Source organism: Bradyrhizobium sp. ORS 375 (assembly GCF_000239775.1).
In the GTDB taxonomy this organism is placed as follows: domain Bacteria; phylum Pseudomonadota; class Alphaproteobacteria; order Rhizobiales; family Xanthobacteraceae; genus Bradyrhizobium.
Genome location: NZ_CAFI01000161.1, coordinates 1 through 5,747, shown reverse-complemented (window position 1 = coordinate 5,747; position 5,747 = coordinate 1). Strand labels below are relative to the sequence as shown.

Sequence of the window (5,747 nt, the reverse complement as noted above, 5' to 3'; positions counted from 1 at the left end):
AAGGACGGCGGTACAGCGCCTTCAGCGCGTCGGTGCTCGACGGCGCCTTCTGCTGCAGCGTGACCTGTTTCGTCTCGCCCACCAGTGCGGCGCCGAGGCCGGCGGTGGTCAATCCAACGATGACGGCGAGAGCGGTGCCAAGCGAAAGTGTACGAGCTGTGAGGCTGCGCGGGATCATCGATTTTCCTGGAATGCTTCGGCGACGTCGGACGCTGGGACGATTCGGTTGACCTTTAGCGATCACACCTGCTTCGGATTAAGGAAAACTTGACCCGCAGGACAAATCGCCGCCGTGAAACTACGGGATATGGAACTAATTAGTCGTGTTCCAGCCAAGGAACTCCGTCGGTCTACGGTGCGCTCGCGGCATTGCGACAAGCGGCGCGGCAAGCGCTGCGTCGCACAACGAAGCCGCCTGCAATTTCGTATTTTCATAAATAAGAGGCTTGCGCCTGCTCGCAAGGAGCGGCTGCCGATCAGCGGCGCATGGCGCCCGACGGCAGAACCGTGGTGCCGGCGGCCGACGGCACGGTGGACAGCAAGGCATGCGCGACGTCGGCGGCGTCGATGGGCTTGTAGTTCGGCGGGATCAGGACGCCGATGATCCTGCTGAGCGCGGCGCCCCATTCCTCGCCGCGCCGGACCGGCTGTCCAAGCTCGGCGCGGGCACCGACGAGCAGCGACGGCCGTGCGATCACCAGTCCCGTGAAGGACAGCGCGGTTAGCGCCTCCTCGAGCTCGCCCTTCACGCGGCTGTAGAAGATGCGCGATCTCGCATCGGCACCCATCGCGCTGACCAGGCCGGCGCGCCTTGCTCCGCTTGCAAGCGCCGCCTTGGCAACGGCGAGGTTCGCGTCGTGATCGACGGCGCGGAACGCAGCCTGGCTGCCCGCGACCTTGATGGTCGTCCCCAGCGCGAGATACAGCTCGTCGGCTGCCGGCAGCGGCGGCAGCGCGGCGAAGTCGACGACATGGCTGGTCAGCTTCGGCGAGACCTGCGTCGGCGCGCGGCGGCCGACGCAATGAACGTGCTCGACCTTGGGGTCGGCAAGCAGGCCGCGAAGCAGCTCCCGGCCGACGAGACCGGTGGCTCCTGCGATGATCGCGATGCGGCCTGCCATGAACTCTCCCGTGAGCGCCGCCTCAGGCGCCCTTGCGCCGCTCCGCCGCCTTGGCCATCGCGGCCGCAAACGCGCCGCCGCCCGACGACTTCTCCTCGCGCGTCGTCATCCGGGAGGCCGCCGGCGGCCGCGCGCTGGTGCGCTTCTCGCCCTTGGCCGGCAGCGGATCGGACAGACGGAGCGTCAGCGAGATGCGCTGGCGCGGCACGTCGACATCGAGCACCTTCACCTTCACGACTTGGCCCGGCTTCACCACCTCGCGCGGGTCGTTGATGCGCTTCTCGGACATCGCCGAGATGTGGATCAGGCCGTCCTGGTGCACGCCGATATCGGCAAAGGCGCCGAACGCGGCAACGTTGGTGACGGTCGCCTCGAGGATCATGCCGGGCTTGAGGTCGGTGATCTTCTCGACGCCTTCCTGGAAGGTCGCGGTCTTGAACTCCGGACGCGGGTCGCGGCCGGGCTTCTCCAATTCCTTGATGATGTCGGTGACGGTCGGGACGCCGAAGCGCTCATCGGCGAACTTCGCCGGGTTGAGCGCCTTCAAGGCCTTGGTTTCCCCGATCAGCACCTTGATGTCGCTCTTGGTCGCCTCGAGAATCTTCTTCACGACCGGATAGGCTTCCGGATGCACGCCGGAGGCATCGAGCGGATTGTCGCCGTCACGGATGCGCAGGAAGCCGGCGCACTGCTCGAACGCCTTCGGGCCCAGTCGCGGTACGTCCTTGAGCTTGTCGCGGGTCGGGAACGGACCATTGGCATCACGATGCGCGACGATGTTCTGCGCCAAGGTCTCGCCGATGCCGGACACGCGCGCCAGCAGCGGCGCGGAGGCGGTGTTGAGATCGACGCCGACCGCGTTCACGCAGTCCTCGACGGTGGCATCGAGCGCCCGCGCGAGCTCATACTGATTGAGGTCGTGCTGATACTGGCCGACGCCGATCGAGGCCGGCGGCACCTTCACGAGCTCGCCGAGCGGATCCTGCAGGCGGCGCGCGATCGAGACCGCGCCGCGGATGGAAACGTCGAGATTGGGGAATTCCTTGGCAGCGAATTCCGAAGCCGAATAGACCGACGCGCCGGCTTCCGACACGATCGCCTTGGTCAGCTTGAGATCCGGCTTCAGCTTCATCAGGTCGTTGACCAGCTTCTCGGTCTCGCGCGAGGCCGTGCCGTTGCCGATCGCGACCAGCTCGATGCGGTGCTTGATGCAGAGCTGCGCCAAGGTCAGCATGCTCTCGTTCCACTGCCGCTGCGGCTCGTGCGGATAGATCGTGGCGTGATCGACGAACTTGCCGGTGCGGTCGATGACCGCGACCTTGACGCCGGTGCGGAAGCCCGGATCGAGCCCAAGCGTGGCACGGCCGCCGGCCGGCGCAGCGAGCAGCAGATCGCGCAGATTCGCGGCGAACACGCGCACGGCTTCCTTCTCGGCTTCCTGCCACAGGCGCATGCGGACATCGAGCGCGAGCGACGTCTTGATGCGGGTGCGCCAGGCCCAGCGCACGGAGTCGGACAGGAACTGATCGGCGGGACGGCCCTGGCGCGAGATGCCGAAGGTCACCGCGATGCGGTTCTCGTACAGCGACGGGTCCTTCGAATCCTCCGGCTCGCCGTCGCCGAAATCGAGCTGCAGCACCTCTTCCTTCTCGCCGCGCAGCATCGCCAGGATGCGGTGCGAGGGCAGCTTGGTGAACGGCTCGGAGAAATCGAAATAGTCGGCGAACTTCGCTCCTTCCGTCTTCTTGCCGTGGCGCACCGACGACTTGACCGCGCCGCGCGTCCACATCTCCTCGCGCAGCGAGCCGACGAGGTCGGCGTGCTCGGCGAAGCGCTCGACCAGGATCGCTCGGGCGCCTTCGAGCGCGGCCTTGACGTCCTTGACCGGATTGTCGCCGTCCTTCTTGATGAAGGCCTTCGCCTCGTCTTCCGGATTCTTCATGGGATCGCCGATCAGCATGTCGGCGAGCGGCTCGAGCCCGGCCTCCTTGGCAATCTGCGCCTTGGTGCGGCGCTTCTCCTTGAAGGGCAGGTAGATGTCTTCCAGTCGAGCCTTGGTGTCGGCGGTCGCCAGGGCCAGCTCGATCTCCGGCGTCATCTTGCCCTGCGACTTGATGCTCTCGATGATCGCGGTGCGCCGTGCATCCATCTCGCGCAGGTAGCGCAGCCGCTCCTCGAGCGTGCGCAGCTGCGTATCGTCCAGCATGCCGGTCGCTTCCTTGCGGTAGCGCGCGATGAACGGAACGGTCGCGCCGCCGTCGAGCAGGTCGATCGCGGCCTGGACCTGGGCGTCCCTGACGGAGAGCTCAGCAGCGATGATGGAGGCAAAATTCGACACGGTGTTCTTCCGAGATTCGTGACGGGGCTGATTGGATAGGAGTCCGCGCGCGCCGGCGCAAGCCGCTGGCTGACGCTCTGTGGGCAACCGTGGCAAAAAAGACCGGTTGCGAATCATGTAAAACGCTGCCGCAAGCGGGCCATGTCGTTGCGCGCATGGCGCAAATCGCGGATTCTCGCATTCCAAGGGGCGATTCGTGCAGGCAGCGGCCGCGACATATCTCGACGATCTCAATCCGGAGCAGCGCCGCGCCGTCGAGCATGGTGGTGCATTTGCCGCACCCGGCCCGCCGCTGCTGATCATCGCCGGCGCGGGCTCCGGCAAGACCAACACGCTGGCACATCGCGTCGCGCATCTCCTCGTCAACGGTGCCGATCCGCGCCGCATCCTGCTGATGACGTTCTCGCGCCGCGCCGCGAGCGAGATGAGCCGGCGCGTCGAGCGCATCGCGCGCAAGGTGCTGGGGAGCCAGGCGGAGGCGATCACCGCGGGGCTGACCTGGGCCGGCACGTTTCATGGGATTGGCGCACGGATGTTGCGCGAATATGCCGAGCGCATCGGACTCGACCCGGTGTTCACGATCCATGATCGCGAGGATTCCGCCGACCTGATGAATCTGGTGCGGCACGAGCGCGGGCTGTCCAACACGCAGCGGCGCTTCCCCACCAAGGGCACCTGCCTTGCGATCTACTCGCGCTGCGTCAACGCGGATATGCCGCTGGACGAAGCGCTGGTGCGGCACTTTCCATGGTGCGCGGAATGGGCCGGCGAGCTGAAAGGCCTGTTCGCGGCCTATGTCGAGGCCAAGCAGGCCAACGCCGTGCTCGACTACGACGATCTCTTGCTCTACTGGGCACAGATGATGGCCGATGAGAGCATCGCGCGCGAGATCGGCGAACGCTTCGATCACGTCCTGGTCGACGAGTACCAGGACACGAACCGGCTGCAGTCGCAGATCCTGCTGGGCCTGAAGCCTGATGGCGCCGGTCTCACCGTGGTCGGCGACGATGCGCAATCGATCTACGCGTTCCGCGCCGCGACGGTGCGCAACATCCTGGAATTTCCCGATCAGTTCAGCCCGCGCGCCGATATCGTCACGCTCGACCGCAACTACCGCTCGACTCAGCCGATCCTGTCCGCTGCCAATGCGGTGATCGGGCTGGCGCGCGAGCGCTTCACCAAAAATCTGTGGACCGACCGCACCGCGTCGCGCAAGCCGCAGCTCGTCACGGTCCGCGACGAGGCCGACCAGGCGCGCTACATCGTCGAGCAGGTGCTGGCCAAGCGCGAGGAAGGCATCGTGCTGAAGCAGCAGGCGGTTCTGTTCCGGACGTCCTCGCACAGCGGGCCGCTGGAGATCGAGCTGACGCGCCGGAACATCCCGTTCGTGAAATTCGGCGGGCTGAAGTTTCTCGATGCCGCGCATGTCAAGGACATGCTGGCCTGCCTGCGCTTCGTCGAAAACCCGCGCGACCGCATCGCCGGATTCCGCGTGCTGCATCTGATTCCCGGCATCGGCCCGGCGTCGGCGCAGCGGCTGCTCGATGCCGCCGGCGAGAGCGCCGATCCGCTTCGTGCGTTGTGCGCACAAGCAGCGCCGGCACGCGCCGGCGACGATTGGACCGCGTTCGTGCGCATGCTCGACCAGTTGCGCGTTTCGGACTGGCCCGCCGACATCGAGCGCGTCAGGCAGTGGTATCAGCCGCATCTCGAGCGCGTGTACGAGGATGCCGAGGTACGCGGCGCCGATCTGCTGCAGCTCGAGCAGATCGCCAGCGGCTATCCGTCGCGCGAGCGTTTTCTCACCGAGCTGACGCTCGACCCGCCCGACGCCACCTCCGACCAGGCCGGCGTGCCGCTGCTCGACGAGGATTATCTGATCCTCTCCACCATCCATTCCGCCAAGGGCATGGAGTGGAACGCGGTGCATGTGCTCAATGTCGTCGACGGCTGCATGCCCTCCGATCTCGGCGCCGGCTCCAATGCCGAATTGGAGGAGGAGCGCCGGCTGCTCTATGTCGCGATGACCCGCGCCAAGGACGATCTGCATCTCTTGGTGCCGCAGCGCTTCTTCGTCCATGGCCAGCCGGTGCGTGGCGATCGTCATGTCTACGCCTCGCGCACACGGTTCATTCCGGAGGCCCTGGTGCAGTTGTTCGAGCGCGTCAGCTGGCCGAAGGTGCAGGCCGGCGCGGTGGTTGCGAGCTCGGGGCCGCGGATTGATCTGGGCGCGCGGATGCGCGAGCGGTGGCGGTGAAACTCGGTCTTGCGGCGGTCGCGGCCTCTTA

General features: G+C 66.4%; 3 protein-coding genes. 1 reads left to right on the top strand and 2 read right to left on the bottom strand.

The window, feature by feature from the left end:
* Positions 1-476: 476 nt before the first annotated feature.
* A complete protein-coding gene (locus BRAO375_RS13905; protein ID WP_009028106.1) occupies positions 477-1,121 on the bottom strand; it encodes a Rossmann-fold NAD(P)-binding domain-containing protein in 645 nt (214 codons plus the stop codon).
* 22 nt (positions 1,122-1,143) lie between these two features.
* Positions 1,144-3,459, bottom strand: a complete 2,316-nt coding sequence (locus BRAO375_RS13900) for a Tex family protein (protein WP_009028105.1) — start codon at positions 3,457-3,459, stop codon at positions 1,144-1,146.
* Positions 3,460-3,655: 196 nt separating this feature from the next.
* On the opposite strand from BRAO375_RS13900, the gene BRAO375_RS13895 reads away from it, so the two are divergent.
* A complete protein-coding gene (locus BRAO375_RS13895; RefSeq protein ID WP_009028104.1) occupies positions 3,656-5,716 on the top strand; it encodes an ATP-dependent helicase in 2,061 nt (686 codons plus the stop codon).
* Positions 5,717-5,747 lie beyond the last annotated feature (31 nt).